Genomic DNA, 23,698 nt, shown 5'->3' with positions numbered 1-23,698 from the left:
AGCGCGTGAGGGGGGGAACGGTGGAGTGCATTCCTGAAGAGCCGATGTTTGGCGAAGGCAGCCTCGCCGAGAAGGCGGTCTGGGAGGCTCTGCGCGCCCAGTTACCGGACGACGTCGTCCTGGCACACTCAGTCCAGGTGCGCCACGGGCGGGCCGAACATGAAATCGACATTCTGGTGCTGTGGCCGGGCGTCGGGTTGGCGGCGATCGAGGTCAAGGGCGGCAGGATCTCCGTCGAACAGGGCCAGTGGTACCAGTCCGACAGGCAGGGACCACACAGAATCGGCAGCCCCATCGCGCAGTCCCAAGGCGCGCAGCATGCCTTCAAGATGTGGGTGCAGGACCAACTCGGCGCACCACTGGTCAGCAGATTCGCCTACATGGCGGCGTTCCCGTACAGCACGGTGCCCCAAGATTGGGAAATGGCCGGGGTTCCGCGACCGCTCATCCTGGACTCCGCTGATCTGCGCGATTGCCGTGAGCACCTGCGGGCAGCCATCGAGACCCAAGCGCAGGGCGGAAGTCCGCTCGCACCCAGCTACGCCCAGCGGATTGCCCGTCTGCTGTCCGGCGACCTCCAGCCCGCGTCCGCACCGTCACTGACTGCCTTGGAGCTGGAAGATCATCAAGAACAGCTCACCGAACGGCAGAAAGTCCTGCTGGATTGCAGCCGGTCCATCCCGCGGGCACGGTTTGTGGGAGGGGCTGGCAGCGGTAAGACCTGGCTGGCGGTCGAGAAAGCGAAGCGGCTGGCCAAGGAGGGGAAACGGGTAGGGCTGTTTTGCTACAACAGGGGCCTTGCGGAGCACTTGCGTCGGCAGGCCGACGGCTGGCGGCAGGCCAAACCGGTATTCGTGGGCGAGTTCCATGAGTATGCCGTCTCGCTCGGGGTTCCCAACGGTTCTGGACAGGCCTACTTCGACGAGGAAATGCCGGCCCTCATGAAGGACCTCGCGGCCGATCTGCCGCCTGACCAGAAGCTGGACGCCATCGTGATCGATGAAGCCCAGGACTTCGCTCCCCTGTGGTGGGAGAGTTTGCTCGCCTGCCTCAAGGACCCCGCCCGCGGGGAGATCTACGCGTTTATGGACGAGCGCCAGAATGTTTACGGCCGCTGGGATTCGCTGTCGGCGGGGACCTCGCTTGATCCCACCGCCGGCCTGGTCACCCTGCACATTGACGAGAATCTTCGCAACACCAAACGCATTGCCCACACCTTCCGCGGGTTTGCCGGCAAACACTTCGCGCCGCGCGGGGGAGAAGGCCTGCCGGTGCGCCTGGTGCCGTGCTCCACAGAGGATGCTCTGGACGTGGCCGGGGACTGCGTCGATGCCCTGATCACCGAAGGGTGGGCCAATAACCAGATCGCGTTTCTGACCACCAAGAATAGGCACCCCGTCCACAAGGGTTTCGAGAACGACACCGCCGGATATTGGACGGCGTTTCACGACGATGAGGAGGAGTTCTACGGGCACGTCCTGGGATTCAAGGGGCTGGAACGTTCAGTGGTCATTCTCTGCGTGAACGGGTTCAAGGACATGAGTCGGGCTGCTGAACTGCTCTATGTGGGCCTGTCCCGAGCACGTTGCCTGCTGGTAGTGGTGGGCGACCCCGTCCTCATCGCCGAGGCCGGCGGAGATGATCTGGCGCGTGCCGTGGACCGGATGCAGGAGTGGCAACCGCAGTTAGATCCTGTCCCCGGCAACAGCGTCCCCTAGCTGTCCCAGTACACCTAGTTCACGCGCCGCCACAACCGCGACGGCCGTCCGCGGGTGCCGTCCGACATCTGCCCGGTGCCGACCAGTTGCGGTTCCATCTGTCGGCGGAAAGTGTCACGCATCAGCGTCCGGCCCGCCACCGCCTCGTGCAGCTCCCTGAGTTCCTTCAGCGTGAAGGGCTCGGGCAGCAGGCCCGCCGGATCGGGGGTCTGCGCATAGTCCTGCCGCATCCGCTCAACCGCTAGGAGCACCATATCTGCGTGGCCGTAGGGCAGAGCAGCGATCAGGTCCGCCTCCGCCGCGATCGAAGCCAGACGGACGTCGTCGGACTGCAACGGCTTCGCCAGATCCCGGAACGGGACCGCGTCCACGTGCGCCACGGACAAGGTCCAGCCCCGGTCATCCCGGCCCGGATCGTCAAAGACGTGAAGCTGCTGCGGAATCCGCCCCTCAATGCCGGCTTTGTCCCGGAGCGAACGCAGGACGGCGGCCGCCAAGGTTTCGCGTTCCCGCAGGAAGGTGCCAGGCAGCGCCCACTCCCCCGCGTGGTGTTCCTCACGCCTGCGTACGAGTAGGACCATCAGTTCGTCCCCAGCCACGGTCAGCGCTGCGGTGTCCACGGCCACCGAAGGCCGCGGATAAGCCAAGAGGGACAAAGGCGTGCGAGACTCACTCATACCCTTATTTATCTCAATCTTGCGCAAAAGATGCAACCGGTGCATACTGGAACTACTTAGCTCAGATATGCGCTAAAGCGAGGAGGTTCGATATGCAGATTCCACAACTCCACGTCGGCGCCGGCACTGCCGCCGGCCCGCTTACGATCTTTCCCGTCTGGACATCCGGACCCGGGCGGCTCGGCATTAGCACCGGACTCCACGCAGACCTTGCCGTCTCCGAGCTGGCCACGGGTGCCAAGGTGGCCCAGCTGACGGTCCGGAACAACGGGAAACGCGCGGCCCTGCTGCTCGAAGGTGAGCTGCTGGAAGGTGGCCAGCAGCACCGCACCTGCGCCCGCGACGTCCTCATCGACGCGGGCGAAACCTTAGACATCGACACGTTCTGCGTCGAGGCAGGACGGTGGGAAGCCGGCCAGAACACACACCACCGCCAGGCGCGGAGGGCACCGCTAAACGTCCGCGCCGAGCTAGCTGGCGCCGGGTCCACCCAATCCGGAGGTCGACGGCAGGAGCAGATCTGGGAACGGGTCCGGCGTTTCGACGCCGCCACCGGACCCTCAGCCACCAGTTCCCTTCCCGAGCATTTGGACAGGTTCGGCAGCCGTGACAGGCACCGCTTCGCGAGCTCCGTACCGGAGCCGCTGGAGGGCCAGCGCGGCGTGGTGATCGGCGTCGGCGGACAACCCCTGCTGCTGGAAGTTTTCGGCACCGCTACTTTGTTCCGACGCCATTACCGGCAGCTCATGGACGCTGCGCTGCTCGATGCGGCACTGTTGCCCGCAGCAACCCAGAGCACCGCACCGATGCCCGGCCAGCTCGCCCGTGACTTTGCTGCCATCGCCGGAACCATCGATTTCGGCGAGTTCTACAGCGAGGGCGTCCGGCGCCACGACTCCATGCGCAGCCGTAACATCTTGGGGATCCACGGCCCCGTCATCGCAGAAGGCATGGCCGTCCGGCTCCCCAACAGGGAACCCGATATCGCCCACCTATCCTGCTGGAACACCAAACATCCACTTATGGAGGCCCTATGAACCTGAACTCACAGCAGAACCACCGCGCCGCCGGTGTCCTCGTCGCCTTGGCCGCCGGAGATGCCCTCGGCGCCGGCTACGAGTTCGGCGCTCCCCTGCCGGACGACGCCGAGGTCACGATGAAGGGCGGCGGCCCCTTCGGGTTCGACCCGGCCGAATGGACCGACGATACCTCCATGGCCATCCCGATCGCCAAAGCATTCCTCGACGCCGGAGCCACACGGGAGGCGCTCACGTCCGTGGTCCGCGCCTGGGCAGTCTGGGCAAGTGATGCCAAGGACGTCGGCGCGCAGACCAGCAACGTCGTCGCCCGCGCCCGCCGCATCGCCAGCGACGACGGCCGGACCGACCCGACCGCCGACGACTTCGCCCGTGCCGCCCAGGAGTTCCACACCCGCGCAGGCCGCAGTGCCGGCAACGGCTCCCTGATGCGCACCGCTCCCCTGGCCCTGGCCTATCTGGACCGGGATCCGGCTGAACTCATGGAGGCGGCCGGCGTGCTCAGTGCGCTGACCCACGTGGAAGACGACGCCCAGGAAGCCTGCGGACTCTGGTGCGTCGCCATCCGCGACGCCGTCCTGACCGGAAAGCTGGAAATCCGGACAGGACTGCCCCTGCTGCCGCCCGACCGCGCCGCAGTGTGGCGGGAGCGGATCGAAACCGCCGAACGCTCCCGGCCGCGTGACTTCACGAAGAACGGATGGGTGGTGGAAGCACTCCAGGGCGCGTGGAGCGCCATCTCCACCACACGCACCGCGTCCGGCCCCGACCACCTCCGGGCGGGACTGGAAGAGGCGGTCCGCGGCGGCCGGGACACCGACACGGTGGCCGCCATCGCCGGCTCCCTCCTGGGCGCCGCCTACGGCTACTCCGCCGTTCCGTTTGAATGGCGCCGCAACCTGCACGGCTGGCCGGGTCTGCGGACGCACGACCTGATGACGCTCGGCGTCGAACTCGCCTCCGGTGCGGGGCGACGTACGCAGGAGTGGCCGCGGGCCGAGCACCACGATTACAGCTCGTGGAGCAGGACCGATGTTCTGGTCCAGCACCCGGACGACGACGGCGTCTGGCTCGGCGGCGTGGGTGCAGTGGCCAGGACTGCCGAACTGGGCATTGATGCCGTGGTTTCGCTGTGCCGGCTGGGAACGGCCGATGTTCCCGGCATCGCACCGGAGAACCATGCGACGTTCTGGCTCGTCGATTCGGCTGCCGCGGATTCCAATGCCTACGCCGGGTACGTGCTGCAGGAAGCTGCCGCCGCCGTCGAGCGATTCCGAGCCGAAGGCAAGAAGGTCCTCCTGCACTGCGTGCGTGCCGAGTCCCGGACACCTACCGTTGCCGCTCTCTACGGCGCCCGGGCCGCAGGAGTGACTCCGCTGGAAGCGCTGGAACGGGTACGCCGCGTCCTCCCCAACGCACACCCGAATCCGGCGTTCCGGGAGATGCTGGCCGCCGAGGCCGCTGGTCGACCCTCCGCGTAATTCGAGTCGAACCGGCCTCTGGACCCACCAATATGTGGGCCAGGGGCCGGGCATGGTAGGAATTCCTTATGGGGGAATCACACATCTTCGTGACCAGAGGCAGCCTGACCAACTTCGCTTGCGATGCATGGCTGCTTCCGACCGATCGCACCTACAACATTGCTGAGTATTGGCGGGAGGCGCTCCCCGGTCTGGAAGCAGTGATAGCCAGCAGCAGGGATGTCGACTTCTCCAGCGGGGCTAAGCTCGCGCAGCCTCTCGACGCTTGGCTTGCCGGGGAACCCATGCCTGTCCTCACTGCTGTTCCGTATTACGGCATTTCCTCGGTCGAGGATCTGCTTCCACCGTTGCGTGAATTCATTCGCGTCGCTGCGGAGCAATGCGAACGACGACGGCGGGCCGCGGGCGGCACCCCGTCCCGTCCAGTTCCCCTGCTCGCCATGCCGCTTTTCGGCACTGGCGACGGCGGAGCAGGACTGGTTCGCGGCGACGTGATTCAGCGGCTTCTCCAGGAGGCACGCAGTGCGGCGGCCGAGTCCGGCGTCGACGTCGCTCTTATCCTCACGAACGAAAAGGACTTCGCCTTCGCCCAGGAACTGCGGAAGCGTCAGCCGGACTGGTGGAAGCCCCTCGATCGGGAGCTGCAGGATCACGCTGCACGACTAGGCGCGCATGCCCGAGACGGCAAGCTCGTTCCCTTCATGGGCGCGGGCGTCAGCATGAGCGCCGGCGCCCCGAGCTGGAACGATCTCCTCGCCCGTCTGGCAACAGCCGCGCAGCTGTCCGACGATGAATCTGAGTCGCTCAAAAAGCGCGGGCATCTGGACCAAGCTGGCATTCTGCGCTCTATCTATGAGGAACGCTCCGAAGCGGGCGGGCGGAGTTTCAATCAGGCCATTGCCGACCAGGTGGAGCTGAAACGCTACGGTTTGGCACCGGCTCTCCTCGCCAGTTTGGGCAGCCGGGAGGCGATCACCCTCAATTACGACGAACTCTTTGAATTCGCTTCGGCCGACGCCGGCGTCCCCCGGTCGGTCATTCCTGACGGCGGCGGGGAGAACGACGACTGGCTGCTGAAACTTCATGGTTCGGTGACGAACCCTGACTCGATCGTCCTCACCCGCGACGATTATCTGGGTTTCAACGCCTCACGGAATGCACTCTCGGCCCTGGTGAAAGCCACCCTCATGACGCAGCACATCCTGTTCGTCGGCTTCGGCCTTGCCGATGACCACTTCCACGAGATCCTGCACGATGTGAAGCGTGCCCTTCCGCCGGAGCCCCGGGGCAAGGATGGATCCGCGACGGCGCTGATGCTGGCCGCGGATCCCCTGGACCGGCGGATGGTTTCCCAGCTGAACCTGGTGCCGATGAATGAGGAATCCAGTACCGCGGCAGGACGGACCCTCGAAATCTTCCTGGATCTTCTCGTCGCCCTGTCGACGGACAGCCATTCGTATCTTTTGGCCGAGGGCTACGAAGGAGCATTGACCGAATCCGAGCGGTCCCTGCGGGAAACCCTGCTGGATCTCACTAAGCGGCTCACCGACGACGAAGCTCAGAGTAGCGGTGGCGTCCGACTGCGGGAGATGCTGGCGGAGCTGGGAGCTCCGACTCCCAGCTCATAATCCGGTCAAGCGTCTTGCACCAACCGGTTTTCAGGCTCTAGGAGACGGCGCCTTAGACCAGCCCCGTGCGTATTCGTCGGAAACTTCGGGCCAAACGAGCCTGCGCCCATCAGCGACTGACTTGATTTCTTCGACCAACGCCCCGGATACGACGAAATCGTGTGGAATAGGCCTTCCCGCTCTGTCCTTCCGTCCTTCCGGATCCAGGAACCGGAGCGCGATTTTCGCGCCGACCCGGCGGCAGACCTCAGGTTCATCTTCCAGGCCGGCGAACGCCTCCTGATATGCGGGGAGCGGGTCCGTCAGGCCGCCGTCACGGAGGAATGTGAAGCCCCAAGCCTGACCACGGGTCGCCCAGATCAGGCTCATCTGCGACTCCTCAGGAGTACGCCGTCCTCTTCCGCTTGATCCAAGTCCATCCTGAATCGCGTTAGCGTCGCGGAAAGGTATTCCTGTTTTGCCATCGCGTCAGCGTTCATTTCCCTGACCTTGTCCCCGGCTAGATTCACCGCACCACTCAGCACGTTCGGCCCAACAAGGTTCACCAGTTGGCCGATCCGGCCAGGGATGTCCAACTTGCGTCCAGTCAAGGCAGCAGCCAGCACTCCAACCCCATCCAGGAGGTTTTCGGCCACCTTCCTGGGGAGCTGCTTGGCCTGGGCCCACTTGGCATGCCGCTCAAACGGGAGCATCGCCGCCAACGGCTGGATCAGTTCGATGCCGATGCGCTTGTTGACCTCAATTCCGCCTCCGTTGAACCTCGCGGATGAGAAAAGAACGAAATCCTCACCCACCGATAGGGCCTCGCTCCCGTCTACGAGCTCAGCCAGCACCTTGCGCAGCGCGTCTATGTCGTCGCAAGCCTTCTCGATGAGAAGATCCCGGAATTTGAAAACATCCATGTCTGGCAGCAGGTCGGCCTTGGATAGTGCCATTACCCATATGCGAGGAAAATCTACGATCGGCTTGCCGTCTTCGAGCAGGTCATCTTTCAGCGACAAGAGCCCATTATGGAAGTTAGCCATCAAGGATTTCAGGTACCGCTCTTCCTCACCAGCATTGTCCAATAGGCGTTGGGCATCTACCAGCAAAAAGGCCACATCGGAACCGAGCAGGGACCTGAAAGCGTCGACCCTATGCTGGGCTTCGGTAGGCCCGCTTACACCCTGCTCAAACCATTCTCCGGGATAATCGTGCCAGACGAGCCGCAGCGCATCAAAGGGTTTAGTCTTGAACGCCTTCGCCTTGGCGCCTTCCTTCAACTTCACTGAAAAGCTATAGGACTCTGCCGCGAATTTGGTGGGCACGGGCACTCGGGATGAATCCCTCATTCCCAAGTAATTGCGGTGCAGCCGCGAGCCTTGGCCGATATCGTCAGCCACCACATGGAACACGTTCTCTTGCCGGTACTGGGGTTCCTGTGTAGCGCCATAGAAAGAGGAGAGCAACACAGTCTTTCCACTGCCAGCCTCCCCAAACACTGCAATCTGTTGCTCTAACGCTCTGCTCAATTTCATGTAGTGAACAATACGTGACCCTACGGCGTACTTAGTTCTGACCTCAACGTGATTTCGAAGCTCTGAACGTTATCGCCCCAGATGCCAGCTGTAACTGGCCTCGTCCCAGTTGACCGTGGCCGAGAATACGTAGCCGCTTTCGGATCCGTCGTCCCCATATCGTTGGCAGCATTTGGTGCGCATAATGCCTATCCGGTCCGTGCGGGACAACCACACGGTTATTCAGCGCAGCCCGAACGGCCCCTCTACCTCGAACGCATACTCCGCGAACCGTTCCCCGATCAGCCGGTGCGTAGCGGTGTCCGGGTGGAGCGCGTCAGGCAACGGGTGCACCTCAGCGTCTTCGGCCCCGTAAAGACTCAGGCCGTCCAGGAAGTACAGGTTCGGATCATCTGCCCGGCGCTCCGCCAGGGACTCCAGCGCCTCGCGGATCACCCGCAGCGTCAGCTGGCCCGCAGCTACGCCCTCCGGCGAGCCGGTGGCAACGAATCGAACCTGGTCCGTCCCGAACGACGCCGGGTCGAAGGCACCGGGTCCCGGAGTGTCTTCATGGATTCCACAGAAGATGGGCGAGATGAGCACCAGGGGCGTCTCCGGATGCCCCTCCCGGATGGTGTCGAGGAAGCCGTGCACCGCAGGCACAAAGGCGCGCAGCCGCATGGAATCCATGTTGACCACGTTGATGCCCAGCTTCACGCTGATCAGATCGGCAGGGGTATCGCGCATCACCTGCGCGGTGAACGGGTCCACGAGGGCGCTTCCGCCCAGGCCAAGATTGTGGAGTTCGACGCCGCCGAGCTGGGCCGCCACGACAGGCCAGATCTGGGCTGGCGTGGCGGCATTTGAACCGTGGCTGATGGAGCTGCCGTGGTGCAGCCAGACGGGCTTGCCCGAGGAATACGGCGTGACCGGAGCGTCCGAACGCAGTTCCACGAGCTCAACGGCCTCGTTGTGCGGCAGCCAAATCTCCGCGACCTTTTCGCCGGCAGGCAGACGGAACAGGCTGGTATGCGACGGTCCCTCACAAGGAGTCGCCGCCCCGGTCGACATATCCATCTCGACATAGTCACCGCCGCTGAGTTCGTCGCTCTGGAGCAACTCGCCGTCGACCACCAGATCAACGCTGCCCCGCGGCCGGTCCGCGCCACGGTAAACCACCCGGGACGGGTGCACCACAACCGCCAGGACCTCCGCCGCCGTCGAGAAAACCAGACGGACTCCGGACGGCTGGCTTTCCGCCATCAGCAGCTGCGGATCGGGGAACCGGTCACGCACTGAGGCCGGCAGCCGGTGCGGACGCAAACCGCGGGGAGTCGTTTCCAGTTCCGCCGCACCACGAACAAGGGAGGGCGTAATAGGAGTGGTGATCATGCTCAGGGTCTTCTCTCGGTTGTCCACATCAAGGATTAGGCACCCACAGTTTATGCGGCTGCCAGACAAGACAGCGGCACCCCGGTTTCCCGGAATGCCGCTGTGATTGCCAAACGGATGTAGTTAGGACGTCTTCTCGGAGAAGGATGAATCGATATAGGTGTCCTGCTTGATGGCTTCCTCGTACTCAATGGCACCGGATTCCATCCAGACAGCTTCCATGCCCTCCAGCTGCTCAGGCAGCGGCTCCAGATTCGGCATCCAGGTGTAGAGCGGAACGGATGTCAGTTCCTCGACCGTCTGTCCCGTCGCCTCGGCAATGATCTTCAGGTTCTCGTCCGAGTAGCGGTCCTCGCCCTGCAGGTCCTTCGCAGCACGGGCTACAGCATCAAAGAACTTCTGTGCGTTCTCGGTGTCGGCGAACTGGCCGCCGTACAGCATGCCGGTGCCGGACGTTCCGGCCGGCGGGACTGCCATGGAAACGCCGGTGCCGTCTTCGATGGCCATGGTGGAGAAGGGAGCCGAAATCAGGCCGGCGTCGAGGCTGCCGTTGGCCAGCGCCGTCGGCATGTCCGGGTTGCCGAGGTTCACAATCTCGACGTCGTTGATGGTCAGGCCTTCCTCTTCGAGGGCCAGGCTGAGCAGGAAGGCACCCGTGCCGCCCGCACCGCCGGCAGCACCGATCTTCTTGCCCTTCAGGTCAGCGATGCTGGTGATGTCACCGGAATCCACCTTGGCCTTGGAAACCACCAGGTCAGTCGGGCTCTTTTCGGTGTCGCCGTCGCTGACACCCATGGACGCCACAACCTTGATGTCCAGGCCGGTTGCAATGGCACTGAACATACCGGCCGAGAAGCCCGCGGCAACGACGTCGAGCTTTCCGCTGGATGCCAGCGGCACCGCGTCCTGGCCGGACTTCACGGTTTCGAGCTGGACGTCCAGGCCCGCTTCGTCGAAGTAGCCCTTCGCTTCAGCGACGTAAATCGGCGCGAAAATCGGCAGCTGGACAATGCCAACCTTCACCGTTGCGGTTTCCGTCGCCCCCTCGTCGGAGGAAGAGGAGCCCGAGTCCGCGCCGCAGGCGGAGAGGGTCAGTCCGGCCAGCACCGTTGCTGCCAGGACCTTGAGGTGTTTTTTCATTTTTGATCTTTCTTCTTTGATCCGGATGAGTATTTCCAGGGCAGGGCAGCCCGTTCAAGAAGGATGATGAGCGCCGTCACCGCTGCGCCCACCAGGGACACCACAATGAGGCCGACGTACATTTTGCTGGGCTGGAACAGCTGCCAGGAGTTCCAGATGAGATAGCCCAGGCCGTTGTTGGAGGCGACAAACTCGACGGCGGTGATCACGATAACGGACATTCCCGCGGCCACGCGGAGGCCCGTCATAATCGCAGGAGTTGCGCCGGGAAGCAGCACGTAGCGGAAGAGCTTCAGCCCGCCGGCCTTATACGCCCGGGCCGCTTCCAGGACCCGGCTGTCGATCTGGACAATTCCGGCCAGGGTGTTGATCTGCATTACGAAGAACACGGAAATGGCAACGGAAAGCACCTTCGGGGTCTCCGTCAGCCCGAAGATCAGCAGCAGCAGCGGAACAATGGCGATTTTCGGCAAGGCATACAGGGCGGTGAACGTCGGCCCCAATGCGGCGCGCACCGGCCGCCAGACTCCCATCAGCAGGCCCGCCAGGATGCCGGCGACGGCGCCCAGCACGAAGCCCAGCAGCAGCCGGACCATCGTGGCCGAGGTGTGCAGCCACAGCTCGCCGCTCAGGGTCATCTTCCAGGCCTGCTCGGCGATGAGGCTCGGCGGGGTGAAGAGCCTGGCGTCCAGGGCGCCGTTCCGGGCGGCCACCTCCCACAGAGCCAGGAGCAGCACCGGGGTCAGGATGGACAGCAGGATGTCGCGGTAGCGCAGGCGGACGACCTGCTTGTACTCATGGCGGATGGCACTGTCGAGCTCGGAGGAGTCCGTGGTCTTGGGGGCAGTTGCAGTGTTAGTCATTAGGAGAACCTCAAAGATGCTTGTACCTCGTCGCGGAGGGAGTCCCAGATGTCCTGCTTCATGGAGCCGAATTCGCTGGTGCCCTCGATTTCCATGCTGCGGGGACGTCCGAAGGGCACGTCGATGATCTCCTTGACGCGGCCCGGGCGGGCGGACATCATCACAATCTGGTCGCCGAGCAGGAGGGCCTCGTCGATGGAGTGCGTCACCAGGACAACGGTCTTGCGTTCCAGTTCCCACAGCCGGACCAGTTGTTCCTGCATCAGCATGCGGGTCTGCGCGTCCAGGGCTCCGAGCGGCTCGTCCATGAGCAGTGCCGGGGATCCGGTGGCAAAGGCCCGGGCAATGGCGATGCGCTGGCGCATGCCGCCCGAGAGCTGGTGCGGATAGCTTTCCTCGAAACCGGTGAGGCCGGCTTCCGCAATCCAGTGCCGGGCGTGTTCGAGGCGTTCACGCTTGCCGACGCCGGCCATGTGCTCGCCGAAGGCCACGTTCTGCAGGACGTTGAACCACGGGAATACCCCGTGTTCCTGGAAGACGAAGGCCGACGCCGGCACCTTCTCCGCGGACACGTTCCGGGTGACCGTTCCGGTGGTAGCCGTTTCCAGTTCCCCCAGGATCCGGAGCAGGGTGGACTTCCCGCAGCCGGACGGGCCGACGATGCAGGTGAAGGAGCCCTCTTTCAGCTGGAGGTTGATGTCATCAAGGGCGTGCACGTTCTGCGATCCGGTGAAGACCTTGTGGACCGAGTCGACCTCGAACGCGTAGCGGACCTCGGGGGGAGCTTGTGTCATTTCGAAATTCCTCATCAGGTGGAGGGATGCATGCTGGGCTGGCGGGGAGGACGCGGCGAGCAGAAGACGCCGCCGATGAACTGACGGTCCCAGTCGGACTCTGCGGCGGAAGCCGGTGCAGCCGGGCCGGTCAGGTCCCCGGCGTAACGTTCCGCGTCGTCCTGGGGGACGTAACCGAGGGCGGCCCCGGCGTCCGGCGAAAGATAGCTTCGCGTGTTGGCTGAAACCCCCCACACAATCCGGAATCCTTTCCCTGAATCCGTCAGGGCTGCGGCAAAGAGGCGGGCGGCGTCGTCGGGCGACAGCCAGGTGCTCAACATCCGGACGTCCTTCGGCCGGTCAAACCGGGACGCGATGCGCAGGCAGACTACGTCCATGCCGAAGCGGTCGGAATAGTAGCTGCCCAGCGCTTCCACCGCCGCCTTCGAGACGCCGTACAGAGTGTTCGGCCGCACCGGGGTGTCGTCCGGAACGAAGTCCCCGGCCGGAGGCACCGGGGTGAACCCGGCGGCATGGATGGAGCTGGCGAGGATCACCCGCGGCACCCCGGCCATGTGGGCGGCCTCCAGAACGGAATGGGTGCCGTCGATATTCGCGGCCAGGATCCGGTCCCAGTCATCTTCCAGCGGAATCCCCGCCAGATGGATGACGGCGCCGCATCCGCGGAACGCCTCCACGAGCGTCCCGGTGTCGGCCACCTCGGTGAGCACCCAGTCCTGTCCGAAGGATTCGGCCGGCGGTACCCGGTCCACGCAGACCATGGAGTAGCCGGCGTCGGCCAGCCGGGGAATGATGTCCCGGGCCAGGCTGCCGGCGGCACCGGTGACGGCGATCCGTTTGGTGTCCGAATTGATACTCACAGCAGGGCCCCCTGGTCTTGAAGCAGTCCGCGCAGCTTGGAAACGTCCACGCTGCCGGTGGAACTATGGAGTGATGCAGCCAGGCCGGCCGCATGCCCGGTGGCGAACGAGGTGCCCATCACCCGCAGCGAGGCAAACGAGCGGCTGTCACTGCTGGTGAGCCGGCCGGCGCCCCAGAGGTTGGGGATATTGGCGCTGGTCACGGCCCCGTAAGGGATGTCGTACCACTTGCGGTCCTTGATGGCGCTGTAGGTGGTGGCGCCGGGAGTTGCATGGTCCTCCATCGGCCAGCCGCACCGCGCAATCCCGTCGGTCGGACGACGCCGGGCGGTCAGGACGTCCTCGGCGGTTACGCTTTCGCGGCCCTGCATCCGACGGGCTTCGCGGATGCCGATCTGCGGACCGGTGGAGGCCAGGTACGCGCCGGACCAGCCGCGCATGCCCGCCTTCAGCGCCTCGAGGTAGTGCCGGGCCTTGGCTCTGCCGTCCTGTTCGGCGCGGGAGATTTCGTGCACGTCCAGGACGTCCACGTATTCGTCCGCGAGCAGGAGCATCAGCTCGCGTGAACGGGGCATCCGTACGCAGGTGCCGTTGCTCCGGGTGAGGATTTCCCCGGTGGTTTTGCCGTAGGCGGCGAAGGCGTCATCCATGGCCGCGGTGGACAGGTCCGCGTCTTCGCCGACGCCGCCGACCCGCATCACCAGGGTGCTGGCCTGGCGGCGTTCGGTCGGCGAAAGCTGGAACTCGGCGCCGGCGGCCTGCAGCAGCGCGCCGTCGCCGCTGCAGTCCACAAAGGCACTGCCGGAAAGATGCAGGTTGCCGCCGCGGTGCACCGCGTGCACGGCACTGATTCCGCCGGCGTCGGTATCCGCGGCTATGAGGGTGCTGTGGAACAGGACGTCGACGCCGGCGGCGCGGACCAGTTGGTCCAGCACCGACTTAGTGGTTTCCAGATCGAGGACCACGATGGTGTTTCCGGTGGCGGGCGAGGTCTCGAAGTGCAGGAGTTCCTGGCGTTCCAGCTCGTCCAGGAAATCCTGCCCGATGCCGCGCACCACCTGTTCCCTGGTCTGGTCAAAGAAGCCGCAGTAGGCCAGGACCGAGCTGTTGGTTGCCGCTCCCCCGAGGAATCCGTATTGCTCAATGAGGCAGACGCTGGCTCCGGTGCGGGCAGCGCTGACAGCTGCCGCCACACCGGCGGCCCCGCCACCCACAACGACGACGTCGTAGGTTGCGGTGGTGGAAAGGGAAGTCATCAAGATCCTTAGATTGCAGGTGAATCACGGCGTGAACTGAGTCACACCAAGCACATAAGAACCATGGTCCACTTGTACGTATAAATCAAATGCCTAAAAGTGCCTGTGGGTATGCCTTTCGGGTATTTCAGGTCGCAGGGGGCGGGAACATGGAAATCCGGCAGTTGAAATACTTTGTCCGCACGGCGGAGACCGGCAGCATCAGCGGGGCCGCCGTCGAACTGCATATGACGCAGCCGGCGCTGAGCCGGCAACTCGCCGAACTGGAGAAGGAACTCGGGGGTGCCCTGCTGCAGCGGAACCCGCGCGGCGTGACGCTGACGGCCCTGGGGCACGTCATCAAAACCCACGCGGACACCATCCTCGCCCAGGTGGACCGCACCCCGGAGCTGGTCCGGCTGGCGGCGGGCGGCCGCTCACTGATCCGGCTCGGTGCCCCTCCGGGATTGCCGCATGACTGGTTCCGCTCGGCTGTGCAGAACGTGGAATCCGCCGGCCTGACGGTGCGCTTTTCGCTCTACGAGGCCAGCAGTGATGAACAAAGCCGTTTGCTGCGGGCCGGCCAGATCGACCTGGCCCTCCTGCATACGGAACCCCCGGAGGGCATCAACCGGCAGCACCTGCTCACCCAGCCGCTCGGGGCAGCCGTCCGGCCGACGTCGCCGCTCAGCACCCGGAAGGTCCTGGGCCTCTTTGACCTGGACGGCCTCACCGTGATGGCACACGCTGCCGGAGAAATCCGCATCCAGGAGGTCAAGCTGCGCAGCGCCGCCGAGGCCGAGGGCGTGCGTACGCACTGGGTGTTCCGGCGGTTCAGCCACCACAGCCTGCTGATTGCCGACCTGGCCGACGCCGATGCGGCGCTCACCACCGAGGCCTCCGCGGGGCTCAACTTTCCCGGGTGGAAGTGGGTGCCGCTGGCTGCACGGGATGCGGGCGGGCACTCGCTGCAGGTCGAGACGTGGGCGGCGTGGAACGCTGCGGCGTCACCGGAGGTCCGGAAAGTCGCCGACCTGTTCCGGTCGACGCCGGTGCGGGTCCTGGACGGGCCGGAACCTTAGACCCCCACCCGCCCCGCGAGCATCCGCTCCACACTCTCCGCGGACAGCGCATGCTGGATGGCCAGCTGGGACGCGCCGAGCATCCCGGCGTCGAGCCCGGACGCGGACTGCACAATCCGCAGGTGCTGGGTGGCCAGCGGCATGGTCCGGGAGTAGACCACTTCGCGCACCCCGGCAATGAAGTGCTCGCCGGTCAGCGCCATCGAGCCGCCGAACACAATGACCTCGGGGTTGAGCATGCTCAGGCAGGCGGAGAGCACCTCGCCCACCTCGCGGCCGGCCTGCCGCACTGCATGCACGGCCTCGTGGTTGCCGGAGTGGACCAGGGCGACGACGTCGCGCCCGTCCTCCGCTTCCAGCCCCGCGTCCCGCAGCCGGGCGGCCACCGCCGGCCCGGAAGCCAGCGCCTCCAGGCAGCCGCGGTTCCCGCACCGGCAGAGCAGGTCCTCGCCGGACGGGACGCGGATGTGCCCGATGTCCCCGGCCACCCCGTCGGCACCGCGCAGCAGGCTGCCGTTGCAGATGATCCCGGCGCCGATGCCGGTGGCAACCTTCACGAACACCAGGTTCTCGACGTCGGGCCACGCGGCTTCGCGCTCCCCCATGGACATCACATTGACGTCGTTATCCACCAGCACCGGCACGTGGAAAGATTCCTGCAGGTAGCCGGGCACATCGAAGCCGTGCCACCCGGGCATGATGGGCGGATTGATCGGCCGGCCGGAGCGGTGCTCCACGGGCCCGGGCAGACCGACGCCGACAGCGAGCAGCTCGGCGGCGGACCTGCCGGTCTCTTCCAGCAGGAGCGAGCCGAGCTCGACCACGGTGTCCAGCACGGCAAACGGCCCTTCGCTGACCAGCAGGTCTCGGGTGGCATCGGCCAGGGCGGTGCCGGCCAGGTCGGTGAGGCCCACGCGCAGGTGGCTGGCGCCGACGTCGACCCCCAGCACCACGCGCGCACCGGTCTGCAGCGCGAACCGGGAGGACGGCCGCCCGCCGGTGGAGACCGCATCTTCGATGGGTGCCACCAGCCCGAGGTCCATCAGCAGCTCGAGCCGCAGCGCAATCGTGGAGCGGGCCACCCCCACCAGATCGGCCAGCTCGCTGCGGGTGCGGGGCTGTCCGTCCCGCAGGAGCTGGAAAAGTTCGCTGGCCCCGGGAGCGGTGGGGTTATTCCTTATATCGACCACTGGGCAATTGAAGCATAGTGATCGACGCTACGGCGTCGGCCCCGGGAAGAGACGCAGGCGAAGAACCTCATAACGCCCCCTTCCTTCGCCCGGTCCCCCGCACGGCGAACCGCTGCTGCAGCAGCACGGCCACCACGATGATCGCGCCACGGGCCACGGCCTGCACCGAGGTGTCCAGGTTGTTCTGCGTGAAAACGTTGGTGAGCGTGCTGAACAGCAGCACGCCCAGCACGGTGCCGACAATGGTGCCGCGCCCGCCGATCAGCAGCGTTCCACCGACGACGACGGCGGCAATCACGTCCAGCTCGTACAGCAGCCCGTGCGTTGAGGTACCGGCGGTGGTGCGGCCCATCATCATGATCCCGGCGATGCCGGCGGTGACTCCGGAGAGCACATACAGCCAGACGATGTGCCGCTTCACCTTGATGCCCGCCAGCCGCGCGGCCTCCAGGTTCCCGCCAATCGCCACGGTCCGGCGGCCGAAGGTGGTGCGGTTGAGCAGGAACCAGCCCGCGGCGGCCACCAGGAGGAAGATCCAGATCAGCAGCGGCACGCCCAGGAAATTCGAGCGCATCACGGAGAGGAAATCCCGGTTGGTGACAATCTGCGTGCTGCGGCCCGAGATCAGCTCCGCGACGCCGCGCGCACCCACCAGCATGGCGAGGGTGGCAATAAACGCCACCACGTTCCCGTACGCGATGATCATTCCGTTGATCAGTCCCGCCCCCACCGCGACCGCCAGCGCCACCACCACCATCAGCAGCCAGCTGCTGTTCGTGGCGGCCAGCTGCACTGCGGTGAGGCTGGCCAGCACCGTGCTCAGCCCCATCACGGACCCGACCGAGAGGTCAATGCCGCCGGCGGTGATCACAAACGTCGCGCCGATGCTGATCACCCCGACAATGGAGGCGTACCGCAGGATGGTCAGCATGTTGTCCAGGTTCAGGAACCGCTCCCCGCTGGTCACCGCCCCGACAATAAACAGCAGCGCCAGCGCCACCACCAACCCGATGCTTCGCCCAACGGAGCCACCCAGGAATTTCCCCAGCGGATTGGCGCGGGGCACCGCAGCCGTCCCTCCACTGGGAGGCGGCTGCAGCGCCGCCGTCGTTGATTCGCTCACTGCGCACTTCCTTTCAGCACCAGGTCAAGCACGGCGTGCTCGTCCATCTCGTCTGCGTTGCCGGTAGCCAGGACGCGCCCGGCATCGAGCACCAGGATCCGGTCCGCAAGGCCGAGGACTTCCTCGATCTCGCTGGACACCACCACAATCGCCACGCCTTGAGCCGCGAGGCTGCGGATCAGCGCGTAAATCTCGGTCTTGGCGCCGACGTCGACGCCGCGGGTCGGCTCGTCCAGCAGCAGCACCCGGGTGCCGTGGATCAGCCAGCGGGCCAGCAGCACCTTCTGCTGGTTGCCGCCGGAGAGGGTGCGGGCCTGCCGGTCCGGATCGGGCGGATTCAGCTGCAGCGCTTCGGCCTGCTTGCGGGCGGCGGCCTTCTCGGCGCGTTCGTTCAGCCATCCGTGCCGGGCGAACCGCGTGAAGGTGGACAGGGTGATGTTGCGGTAGATGGGTTCCTCCAGCAGCAGCCCCTGGCTCTTGCGCTCCTCCGGGGACAGGCCGAGCCCGGCGTTGACCGCCGCCCGCACCGAGCCGGGCCGCAGCGTCCTGCCCTCCACAGTGACGGTGCCCGACGTCGCCCGGCGGGCACCGTAAATGGTCTCCAGGATTTCCGAGCGGCCGGAGCCCACCAGGCCGGCCAGGCCGAAGATTTCCCCGGCCCGGACCTCGAAGCTGACGTCCCGGAACGTGCCGGCGAGCGCGAGTTCCTCTACCTGCAGCGCCACCGGGGCGTCCGACGACGGCGGCTTCCGCGGCGGGAACACGTTCGCCACCTCCCGGCCGGTCATCAGCCGGACCAGCTCCGCGCGGGGAGTCTCCGCGACCGGCAGCGAGGACGCCGTGCTGTGGCCGTCCTTGAGCACGGTGATCCGGTTGCCGATCTGCCGGATCTCCTCCAGCCGGTGGGAGATGTAGACAATCGCGATGCCCTGGCCGGTCAGCTCCCGGATCACCCGGAACAGGTTGGCGACCTCGCCGGAGTCGAGGATGGCACTGGGTTCGTCCATAATGAGCAGCCGGGCATTGCGGGACAGGGCGCGGGCCATGCTGACAATCTGCTTGCCGGCGGCGGACAGGCTGCCCACTTCCGCGGCGGCGGACAGGTCCTCGTGGCCCAGCCGGCCCAGCAGCGCCCGGGCCCGACGGCGCGCGTCCCGGACCCGGAGCACTCCCCCGCGGGCGTCCTCATGGCCCAGGAAGATGTTCTCGGCGACGCTCAGCCCGTCCACCACATCCAGTTCCTGGTACATGGTGGCAATCCCCAGGCCCAGGGCGTCGGCCGGCCGGGCCAGCTGCACCGGCTCCCCGTTCCAGCGGATCTCCCCGCCGTCGGGTGCGTACACCCCGGAGAGTGCCTTGATCAGGGTGGACTTGCCCGCGCCGTTCTGGCCCAGGACGCAGTGCACTTCGCCGGGAAGGACTTCCAGGTCGACGCCGCGCAGGGCGCGGACACCGGCGAAACTCTTGCTCAGATTCCGGACCTCCAGCAGCGGCGGCGGAGGGGCGGCGGTGGCTCCCGATGCGGTCATGGCACGGAGCTTACACACTTATGTCGATCACCAGTAGTATGTTGGCGCTTTATCGCCGGACTTCTGTTACTGTGACGCATGTCACGACGACGTGCAGAGCGCTGAATTCCGATGGGGTGCGGGATGGCCTCAGCGCCGCCACTTACAGAGGAGAGAACCATGCACGCACTACGCATGCGCGGGAAGATCATCACCGCCGGGGCGTTGTTCGCCGTCGGCGGGCTTGCCCTCACCGGCTGCACCGCAGGCGAGGACACCAATGCCGAACCAACCAACAACTCCGTTGAGGGCAACCAGTCCGAGGGTGAGACCGTGGTCATCGGCTTCTCCGGCCCCGCCGCGGACCACGGCTGGCTGAAGGCCATCAACGACGCCGCCCTCGCCGAGGCCGAGAAATACCCGGACATCGACCTGCGGGTGGCCGAGGGTACCAATGACGCGAACCTGCAGATCAGCCAGGTGGAGCAGTTCATCAACGACCAGGTGGATGCCATTGTGCTGCTGCCCACCGACGGCGCCGCACTCACCGACGTCGCCATCCGCGCCATGGAAGCCGGCGTCCCCGTGATCAACGTGGACCGGGAGTTCTCCAGCCCGTTCGCTGCCCGCGCCACTGTGCTCGGGGACAACTACGGCATGGGCGTCAGCGCCGGCACCTACATCTGCGAGCAGGTGGGCGACCAGCCCGACGCCGTCGTGGCCGAGATCGCCGGCGTCGACGCCCTGCCGCTCACCCAGGACCGCAGCGAAGGCTTCAAGGACGCCCTGGAGGCGTGCGGGCTCGAGGTCACCAACCGGGTGGCGGCGGACTTCACCGTCCAGGGCGGCGAAGCGGCTGCCGGGCAGCTGCTCTCCGCGGCACCGGAAATCGATGCGCTCTGGAACCACGACGATGATCAGGGCATCGGCGTGCTGGCCGCCATCGACGCCGCCGGCCGGGACGAGTTCATTATGGTGGGCGGTGCCGGCTCGGCGAACGCCATGCGGGAAATCGAGTCCGGGGACAGCGTCCTGCAGGCCACCATCATTTACCCGCACACCCAGGCCGCGGACGGAATCCGGCTGGCCCGGCTGCTGGCTCAGGACAAGGCGATGAGCGACCTGGTCGAAATTGAGGTGCCCAACCGCGTGGTGCTCAACGCCCCGGTGGTCACCAGCGAGAACGTCGGGGAATACCTGCCCACCGCCTTCGAATCCTGACGGGCGGATCTTCCAGCCAGAGCGGCCGGTCTTCCCGCAGCACGGCTGCCTGAAACAGCAGCACAGCACTAAGGAGAAAACATGGATAAGCCGCTGAGGGTGGCACTGGTGGGCCACGGCTTTATGGGGGCGGCCCACTCGCAGGCCTGGCGGGTGGCTCCCCGGTTCTTCGATCTGCCCCTGCAGCCGCGGATGGACCTGCTGGTGGGCCGGGATGCGGAGCGGGCCGCCGCCGCCGCCCGGAAATGGGGCTGGGCCGGGTCCGCCACCGACTGGCGGGAGGCGGTCGCCCGGGAGGACATCGACGTCGTGGACATCGTGACGCCCGGCGCCTCCCATGCCGAGATTGCCATTGCAGCGCTCGACGCCGGCAAGCACGTGCTCTGCGAAAAGCCCCTCGCCAACACGGTGGAGGAGGCGCAGGCGATGGCCGACGCCGCCGCCCGCGCCGCGGCCCGGGGCGTCCAGGCGATGGTGGGCTTCACCTACCGGCGGCTTCCCGCCACCACGCATGCCCGGAACCTCGTGGCCGCCGGGGCGATCGGCGAAGTGCGGCAGGTGCGGGCCGTGTACCTGCAGGACTGGCTGGTGGACAAGGACTCCCCGCTGACCTGGCGGCTTCAGCAGGACGAAGCCGGGTCCGGTGCCCTCGGCGACCTGGGCGCACACGCCATCGACCTGGCCCAGTACATTACCGGGGTGCAGCTGGCCGAGGTCAGCGGCACCCTGGCCACCTTGGTCCCGACCCGGCCGGTACCCGAAGCGGACCGGCGGAGCACGGGTCTGGGCGGCGGCGGCGGATCGGGCACGGGAGCGTCCGGCACCCGCGGTCCGGTGACCGTCGACGACGTCGCGCTGTTCCTGGGCCGCTTCGAGGACGGCGTGCTCGGCTCCTTCGAAGCCAGCCGGATGGCCACCGGCCGCAAGAATGCGTTTCGGCTGGAAATCTCCGGCAGCCTCGGGGCCATCAGCTTCGACCTGGAGGACCTGAATTTCCTGGGCTTTATGGATTACACGCTTCCGCCGGACCGGCAGGGCTTCACCCGCATCATGGTGACCGAACCGGAGCATCCCTATCTGTCCGCGTGGTGGCCGGCCGGCCATTCGCTCGGCTATGAACACGGCTTCGTGCACCAGGCGAAGGACTTCGTGGAGGCCATCGCCGCCGGAACCGCCCCCGCACCGTCGTTCGCTGACGGCCTGCAGGTCCAGGAAGTACTCGCTGCCGTGTCCCGCAGCGCCGCCAAGTCCAGCGTATGGTTGCCCGTGCGCTGACCCCCGCAACACCTAGGCAAAGGAGCCTGCCATGTCCCGACCAGTCACGTTGTTTACCGGCCAGTGGGCGGATCTGCCCCTCGAAGAAGTGGCCCGGCTTGCCTCCGGCTGGGGGTATGACGGGCTGGAAATCGCCTGCTGGGGCGACCATCTGGATCCCTGGCGGTGGGATGACGAGGAGTACGTGCAGAGCCGCCGCGACATCCTGGAGAAGTACCGCCTGAAGGTGTTCGCCATTTCCAACCATCTCAAGGGGCAGGCGGTCTGCGACGACCCGATAGACCAGCGGCACCGCGACATGGTTTCCGACCAGGTCTGGGGCGACGGCGATCCGGAGGGGGTCCGGCGCCGCGCCGCAGAGGAAATGAAGCACACCGCCCGGCTCGCGGCAGCCCTCGGGGTGAATACCGTGATCGGCTTTACCGGCTCGTCCATCTGGAAATACGTGGCCATGTTCCCGCCGGTCTCCGCGGAGGCCATCGACGCCGGCTACCAGGACTTTGCCGACCGGTGGAATCCCATCCTGGACGTCTTCGATGAGGTCGGCGTGCGGTTCGCCCACGAGGTCCATCCCAGCGAGATTGCGTACGACTACTGGACCACCGTCCGGGCCATGGAAGCCGTCGGAAACCGGCCTGCCTTCGGCCTGAACTGGGACCCGAGCCATTTTGTCTGGCAGGATCTGGATCCGGTTGCGTTCCTCTGGGATTTTCAGGACCGGATCTACCACGTGGACTGCAAGGACACGAAGAAGCGGATGAGCAACGGCCGCAACGGCCGGCTGGGCTCGCACCTGCCCTGGGCCGATCCGCGCCGCGGCTGGGACTTTGTGTCCACCGGGCACGGCGACGTTCCCTGGGAGGACGCCTTCCGGATGCTCAACAGCATCGGCTATGACGGCCCCATTTCGGTGGAGTGGGAGGACGCCGGAATGGACCGGCTGGTCGGGGCACCGGAGGCGCTGGGGTTCGTCCGTTCGCTGGCGATGGATCCCCCCGACGCCGCGTTCGACGCCGCGTTTTCCTCGCGGTAGGCCGCGGCTGGTTGCCTAGTGCTGCTGGGTGGTGGATACGCCTCCAGGCCAACCGGTATTTCTGATCCTGCGCGGACGGCGTTCATCGGGCCCCGCAAAACCGATAATCTGGTGATTCCCCAGAATTACCCCGGCCGATTTAGCCGCATCTCGAAAGACCACCTTGAAAAAGAACATACTGATCACTGCTGCCGTTATCACTACAGTCATTGCAACAAGCGGATGCGGTAATTCCCCTGATGAACCCAAGCTCACCGGGGCGCCTGTTGATCCGGCAACCGCAAGCAGCAGCAGCCCGGCCGCCGCTACTGCCACCCCGGCTCCCCGCAGTCCGCGGGGAAATCTCATCAAGAAGGTTGGTGAGCCCGCGCTCGTCCTCATCGAAGAAGGCAGCAAAGACTGGGCCCTGAACTTCACGGTTACGGATATTCAGGTGGATCCGGGGTGCACCTCACCGCAAGCCGTGCCTGCCGAGAACGGGCATTTCGTAGTGGTTAGCCTGGAAGCAGCAACCGTGGCTGAACCGGAGTTCTCCGAGGTGCTCGGCGGAGTCCACTTCGGTGGGTGGAAGGCCATCGCCTCCAACGGAACGACGGTCAACAACGTGATGTCGACGGCGTCATTCTCATGCCTGGGATCGGCGGAGCGCATTCCGTCCTCGATGGGAGCAGCCGAAAAGGTCGCCGGCAAGGTGGTCCTCGATGTTCCGGATGTCTCCGGTACATTGGTTCACACGCAGGGTGGCGGCACGGGGTGGGAATGGGAATACGACGCCAAGTAATGACCAACCGACTGCCCGAGTAAGTGGCGGGCATGGTCACCTAGGAACTTAGTGAAATAACGGAGCCACCGGGATAAACCCAGGCGGCTCCGTTTTTCGTTGGGGGGGGGGGGGGGGGGGGGGGGGGCGGGGGGGGGGGGGGGGGGGGGGGGGGGGGGGGGGGG

At 65.8% G+C, this 23,698-nt stretch carries 21 protein-coding genes; 9 read left to right on the top strand and 12 right to left on the bottom strand.

Annotated features, from left to right (window positions below):
- The first annotated feature begins 20 nt into the window (after window positions 1–20).
- On the top strand, window positions 21–1,718 hold the full coding sequence (locus tag LOC60_RS15915; RefSeq protein WP_230026670.1) for an NERD domain-containing protein: 1,698 nt from the start codon (window positions 21–23) through the stop codon (window positions 1,716–1,718).
- Between the two features lie 14 nt (window positions 1,719–1,732).
- Here the strand turns inward: LOC60_RS15915 and LOC60_RS15910 are convergent, their stop codons facing one another.
- The gene (locus LOC60_RS15910) at window positions 1,733–2,395 is read right to left on the bottom strand and encodes an NUDIX hydrolase (RefSeq protein ID WP_230026669.1); all 663 of its coding nucleotides are present in this window, start codon (window positions 2,393–2,395) and stop codon (window positions 1,733–1,735) included.
- A 92-nt stretch (window positions 2,396–2,487) separates the two neighbouring features.
- Here LOC60_RS15910 and LOC60_RS15905 point away from each other — a divergent pair, with 92 nt between their 5' ends.
- The 3 genes from LOC60_RS15905 to LOC60_RS15895 all read left to right on the top strand — a co-directional run bounded on the left by LOC60_RS15905 (window position 2,488) and on the right by LOC60_RS15895 (window position 6,541).
- Window positions 2,488–3,432 carry an ARPP-1 family domain-containing protein gene (locus tag LOC60_RS15905; RefSeq protein WP_230026668.1) on the top strand — a complete coding sequence of 315 codons (945 nt, stop codon included), beginning with the start codon at window positions 2,488–2,490 and terminating at the stop codon, window positions 3,430–3,432.
- Window positions 3,429–4,913: an ADP-ribosylglycohydrolase family protein gene (locus tag LOC60_RS15900; RefSeq protein WP_230026666.1), complete on the top strand. Its 1,485-nt coding sequence runs from the start codon at window positions 3,429–3,431 to the stop codon at window positions 4,911–4,913. Before LOC60_RS15905 ends, LOC60_RS15900 begins: the two co-directional genes overlap by 4 nt.
- Window positions 4,914–4,981: 68 nt before the next feature.
- On the top strand, window positions 4,982–6,541 hold the full coding sequence (locus tag LOC60_RS15895) for an SIR2 family NAD-dependent protein deacylase (RefSeq protein ID WP_230026665.1): 1,560 nt from the start codon (window positions 4,982–4,984) through the stop codon (window positions 6,539–6,541).
- Between the two features lie 30 nt (window positions 6,542–6,571).
- Here the strand turns inward: LOC60_RS15895 and LOC60_RS15890 are convergent, their stop codons facing one another.
- The 8 genes from LOC60_RS15890 to LOC60_RS15855 form a co-directional block, all read right to left on the bottom strand.
- Entirely contained in the window at window positions 6,572–6,910 is a 339-nt protein-coding gene (locus tag LOC60_RS15890) for a hypothetical protein (RefSeq protein WP_230026664.1), read from the bottom strand.
- A complete protein-coding gene (locus tag LOC60_RS15885) occupies window positions 6,907–8,058 on the bottom strand; it encodes an ATP/GTP-binding protein (RefSeq protein WP_230026663.1) in 1,152 nt (383 codons plus the stop codon). Before LOC60_RS15885 ends, LOC60_RS15890 begins: the two co-directional genes overlap by 4 nt.
- Window positions 8,059–8,280: 222 nt before the next feature.
- Window positions 8,281–9,429: a GDSL-type esterase/lipase family protein gene (locus LOC60_RS15880; protein ID WP_230026662.1), complete on the bottom strand. Its 1,149-nt coding sequence runs from the start codon at window positions 9,427–9,429 to the stop codon at window positions 8,281–8,283.
- Window positions 9,430–9,552: 123 nt separating this feature from the next.
- On the bottom strand, window positions 9,553–10,569 hold the full coding sequence (locus tag LOC60_RS15875; RefSeq protein WP_230026661.1) for an ABC transporter substrate-binding protein: 1,017 nt from the start codon (window positions 10,567–10,569) through the stop codon (window positions 9,553–9,555).
- Window positions 10,566–11,432 (bottom strand): ABC transporter permease, encoded by an 867-nt coding sequence (locus LOC60_RS15870; RefSeq protein ID WP_230026659.1) that lies wholly within the window; start codon window positions 11,430–11,432, stop codon window positions 10,566–10,568. The genes LOC60_RS15875 and LOC60_RS15870 overlap by 4 nt, the downstream gene beginning before the upstream one ends.
- Window positions 11,432–12,226 (bottom strand): ABC transporter ATP-binding protein, encoded by a 795-nt coding sequence (locus tag LOC60_RS15865; RefSeq protein WP_230026658.1) that lies wholly within the window; start codon window positions 12,224–12,226, stop codon window positions 11,432–11,434. Before LOC60_RS15865 ends, LOC60_RS15870 begins: the two co-directional genes overlap by 1 nt.
- A gap of 14 nt (window positions 12,227–12,240) precedes the next feature.
- Window positions 12,241–13,086 carry an NAD-dependent epimerase/dehydratase family protein gene (locus tag LOC60_RS15860; RefSeq protein ID WP_230026657.1) on the bottom strand — a complete coding sequence of 282 codons (846 nt, stop codon included), beginning with the start codon at window positions 13,084–13,086 and terminating at the stop codon, window positions 12,241–12,243.
- Complete coding sequence (locus LOC60_RS15855) at window positions 13,083–14,342, bottom strand: FAD-dependent oxidoreductase (RefSeq protein WP_230026656.1); 1,260 nt, start codon at window positions 14,340–14,342, stop codon at window positions 13,083–13,085. Before LOC60_RS15855 ends, LOC60_RS15860 begins: the two co-directional genes overlap by 4 nt.
- Window positions 14,343–14,491: 149 nt before the next feature.
- On the opposite strand from LOC60_RS15855, the gene LOC60_RS15850 reads away from it, so the two are divergent.
- Complete coding sequence (locus LOC60_RS15850) at window positions 14,492–15,403, top strand: LysR family transcriptional regulator (protein WP_230026655.1); 912 nt, start codon at window positions 14,492–14,494, stop codon at window positions 15,401–15,403.
- On the opposite strand, the gene LOC60_RS15845 is transcribed toward LOC60_RS15850, so the two are convergent.
- From LOC60_RS15845 to LOC60_RS15835, 3 genes are all read right to left on the bottom strand, one after another.
- On the bottom strand, window positions 15,400–16,584 hold the full coding sequence (locus LOC60_RS15845; protein WP_230026686.1) for an ROK family transcriptional regulator: 1,185 nt from the start codon (window positions 16,582–16,584) through the stop codon (window positions 15,400–15,402). The genes LOC60_RS15850 and LOC60_RS15845 overlap by 4 nt on opposite strands.
- A 76-nt stretch (window positions 16,585–16,660) precedes the next feature.
- Window positions 16,661–17,716 carry an ABC transporter permease gene (locus LOC60_RS15840; RefSeq protein WP_442860428.1) on the bottom strand — a complete coding sequence of 352 codons (1,056 nt, stop codon included), beginning with the start codon at window positions 17,714–17,716 and terminating at the stop codon, window positions 16,661–16,663.
- Complete coding sequence (locus LOC60_RS15835) at window positions 17,713–19,245, bottom strand: sugar ABC transporter ATP-binding protein (RefSeq protein ID WP_230026654.1); 1,533 nt, start codon at window positions 19,243–19,245, stop codon at window positions 17,713–17,715. The genes LOC60_RS15840 and LOC60_RS15835 overlap by 4 nt, the downstream gene beginning before the upstream one ends.
- Before the next feature lie 159 nt (window positions 19,246–19,404).
- Here LOC60_RS15835 and LOC60_RS15830 point away from each other — a divergent pair, with 159 nt between their 5' ends.
- The 4 genes from LOC60_RS15830 (at window position 19,405) to LOC60_RS15815 (ending at window position 23,534) form a co-directional block, all read left to right on the top strand.
- Window positions 19,405–20,445, top strand: a complete 1,041-nt coding sequence (locus LOC60_RS15830) for a substrate-binding domain-containing protein (RefSeq protein ID WP_230026652.1) — start codon at window positions 19,405–19,407, stop codon at window positions 20,443–20,445.
- 81 nt (window positions 20,446–20,526) lie between these two features.
- Window positions 20,527–21,720: a Gfo/Idh/MocA family protein gene (locus LOC60_RS15825; RefSeq protein WP_230026651.1), complete on the top strand. Its 1,194-nt coding sequence runs from the start codon at window positions 20,527–20,529 to the stop codon at window positions 21,718–21,720.
- A gap of 31 nt (window positions 21,721–21,751) precedes the next feature.
- Window positions 21,752–22,753, top strand: coding sequence for a sugar phosphate isomerase/epimerase family protein (locus LOC60_RS15820; RefSeq protein WP_230026650.1), 1,002 nt, complete (start codon window positions 21,752–21,754; stop codon window positions 22,751–22,753).
- 163 nt (window positions 22,754–22,916) lie between these two features.
- Window positions 22,917–23,534, top strand: coding sequence for a hypothetical protein (locus LOC60_RS15815; RefSeq protein WP_230026649.1), 618 nt, complete (start codon window positions 22,917–22,919; stop codon window positions 23,532–23,534).
- Window positions 23,535–23,698: the final 164 nt, after the last annotated feature.

This window comes from Arthrobacter sp. zg-Y769 (assembly GCF_020907405.1).
Taxonomy (GTDB): Bacteria; Actinomycetota; Actinomycetes; order Actinomycetales; family Micrococcaceae; genus Arthrobacter_B.
Note: the sequence above shows the minus strand (reverse complement) of the source record. Positions and strands in the feature narration are given on the sequence as shown.